Genomic DNA, 3,041 nt, shown 5'->3' on the forward strand with positions numbered 1-3,041 from the left:
GTTCATGAAGGACCCGGCACTGGTGATGAACGCGCTCTCCTCGTTCGTGGACACCACGCATCTGGAGCGGTGCCGCATCGCGGTCTACCGCTTCCACGCCGTGGTGGTCGACGACTGGCGCTTCGACCGCGTATTCCTGCTCGGCGACAGTGCGCACCAGATGCCGCCCTTCCTCGGCCAGGGCCTGTGCGCCGCGGTGCGCGACGCCGTCAACCTCGCCTGGAAGATCGACGGCGTGGAGCGCCAAGGCTATAGCCAGCGCATTCTGGACACCTACGGGCACGAGCGCAAAAAGCATGTGCGCAGCGTCGTCGGCCATGCCAAGTCGTTCGGCCTGATCATCGGCGAGCTCGACGAAGCCAAGGCGCGCAAGCGCGATGAAGAACTGGGCGCGTTGCTGCGTTCGGGCAAGGCGGAAACCGTGCGCCAGAAGTTCATTCCCGGCCTCGAGACCGGCGCGCTGGCGCGCAACGCGGACGGCTCGCTGCTGACCGGTGCGGGCGACCTGTTCGTGCAGCCATGGGTGCGCCAAGGCGCCGGCTGGACGCGCATGGACGAAGTCATGCCCTGCGGATTCTGGATTGCGACCACGCCCGACATGCCCACGCACGAGTGGAGCCAGTCGCCCGCATGGCGCCGGATGAATGGCCGCACGGTGGTCGTGCACGACAACGCGTTCACCGCCCCCAGGAACGGCGACCCGCAGGTGCTGCATGTCGAGGAACAGGACGAACTGTTCACGCAATGGCTCAAGCGCTACAACGGCCTGGCCGTGTTGATGCGCCCGGACCACTATGTCTACGGCGTCGCGCACTCCGTGCAGGAACTCAAGACGCTGATCGAAGGCGCCGCCAAGGACCTGTTCGATCAGCCCGATCCGGCCGCCGGCCTGAGTCATGGCGTCATGGACGCACGCGCCGCGCTGGCGCAGGTCTCGGCCTGATTCCCCTCAGGAGACAAGCATGCTGACCCGCGCAGCCCAGGCCATCAACCTGCGCGTTGAATGAGCCGCGCCGCCGGATGGCAGCCGACGCTGGCCGCCATCACGGGCCCGGCGGTTCAGGCGCCGAGCGACGGGCTGACGCGCGCGCGCCGCCTGGCGCATACGGTCCATTCGCGGCTTCATATAGAAGCACATGAAGAGCCCGATGAGCAGGCCCGCGGGCAGCGAGCGGCTGAAAGCCAGCCACCAGTTGCCCGCGAAAGACGCGTCCAACGGATGGCCGACGGCGGTCACGGCCAGGGCGATGACGGTTTCGAAGATGCAGGCGCTGACGACCGCCACGACCAGCTTGCGTGCCGCCCAGTGCAGGCCGCCGATGACCTGGTCGACCAGCTTTTCCACCGCGCCCAGGCACGCCAGGATACAGGGCAGCACGACCAGCGTCGTGAGAAAGCCCCGGCCCCAGCGCGCGAGGAATTCCGGCGTGAAGCCGACCTGGGCCCAGGTCATGATGCAGCTGAGAAGCAGCGCGATCGAGGGCAGCAATACCAGGTCGGGAAGGATGGCGCGCAGGGACGGACGGCTGCCGGAGACGGCATTCGGAGAGCGAGATGGCATGCAGGTCGAATTAGTTGATAAGTTCAACATTATAGGGAGTAAAGTTGACAATATCAACAAACTGGCCATGCTGAGCCCGCACGCAGGCGCGCGCCGAGATCAGTCCAAACGCATTGCAGGCGTGATCTGCCGGGGGTCGGTGATGACTTCGAGCAGAGAAAATCCCGCCGCTTGCCGGGCGCGGGCCAGCGCGGCCGGGAATCCATCGGTGGTGTCGACGCGTTCGGCATGGGCGGCGCCCATGGCTTTTGCCAAAGCCACATAGTCCGGCCCGACCAGCCGCGTGCCGCTGACGCGGCCCGGGTAGTGGTTCTCCTGGTGCATGCGTATGGTTCCGTACATGCCGTTGTTGACCACGATGACCACGATGCGCGCGCCGAATTCCGCGGCGGTCACGAGTTCCTGGGGGTACATAAGAAAGCATCCGTCCCCCGCGACGCACAACACTTCGCGCTCGGGATGGCGCAGCGCTGCGGCCACGGCCGCCGGCACGCCATAACCCATGGACCCGCAAGTGGTCGCCAACTCCGTGCGCGCGCCGCGATATTGGTAGAAGCGATGCAGCCAGACGGAGTAGTTCCCGGCGCCGTTGGTGACCAGGGCGTCGTCCGGCAGTTCGGCGCTCGCATGCGCAATGGCCGCGCCGAGATCGACCCCGCGTGCTTCGGCCACCCGCTGGGGTGGCTGACTGAAAGCCTCGTGCGCTTGTCTGGCGCTGGTGGTCCAGGCATCCCATGCGCGGGTCGTCGGCGCAGCGAGCGCGGACAGCGCGCCGATGCTGCTGGCGGTATCCGCCTGCAGCCCGATGCTCGGGCGATAGACGCGCCCGATTTCATTGGCATCGGGGTGAATGTGAATGAGCTTTTGCCGCGGCTCGGGGACTTCGAGCAAGGAATAGGAATCCGTCGACACATCGCCCAGTCGGGTGCCGATGGCAAGGATGACGTCGGCGGTCTTGACGGCCTCCTTGAGGCGCGGGTTCATGCCCAGGCTCAAATGGCCGGCGTAGTTGGCGCTGCGATTGTCGAGCACGTCCTGGCGCCGGAAGGAGCAGGCGACCGGCAGATTCCACGCCGCCGCGAAACGCTGCAGTTTCTCCGACGCGTCCCGAAACCAGCCGCTGCCCCCGACCACCACCAGCGGCCGGCTCGCGCCCTGCAACGCCAACGCGATCTGCTCCAGTGCAGCGCTGGAAGGCGGCACAGGCTGCAAAGCGCAGGACGCAAAGGCTTGCTGGTGCGTCTGCTCGACGAGCATGTCCTCGGGCAGCGACACCACGACCGGACCGGGGCGACCGGAGACTGCGGTATGGAAGGCGCGGGCCACAATTTCGGCCATCCGGGAGGCGTCGGTGACCTCGACCACCCATTTGGCCAGGCCGCCGAACATGGCCTGGTAATCGACTTCCTGAAAGGCGTCGCGGCCGACCTGGCTGCGGGCGATCTGGCCGACGAACAGAATCATCGGCGTGGAATCCTGC

The 3,041-nt window shown here is 66.6% G+C and carries 3 protein-coding genes; 1 reads left to right on the plus strand and 2 read right to left on the minus strand.

Annotated features, from left to right (window positions below):
* Nucleotides 1-943: FAD-dependent monooxygenase (locus tag D3H34_RS31365; RefSeq protein WP_205736847.1), on the plus strand; the 943-nt coding region annotated here is incomplete at its 5' end.
* 6 nt (nucleotides 944-949) lie between these two features.
* Here the strand turns inward: D3H34_RS31365 and D3H34_RS31370 are convergent.
* Together D3H34_RS31370 and D3H34_RS31375 are read right to left on the minus strand one after the other, a co-directional pair.
* Nucleotides 950-1,561 (minus strand): DUF2798 domain-containing protein, encoded by a 612-nt coding sequence (locus D3H34_RS31370; RefSeq protein WP_167481306.1) that lies wholly within the window; start codon nucleotides 1,559-1,561, stop codon nucleotides 950-952.
* Nucleotides 1,562-1,660: 99 nt separating this feature from the next.
* On the minus strand, nucleotides 1,661-3,041 hold a 1,381-nt coding region (locus tag D3H34_RS31375; RefSeq protein ID WP_119558721.1), incomplete at its 5' end, for a thiamine pyrophosphate-dependent enzyme.

Source organism: Acidovorax cavernicola (assembly GCF_003581445.1).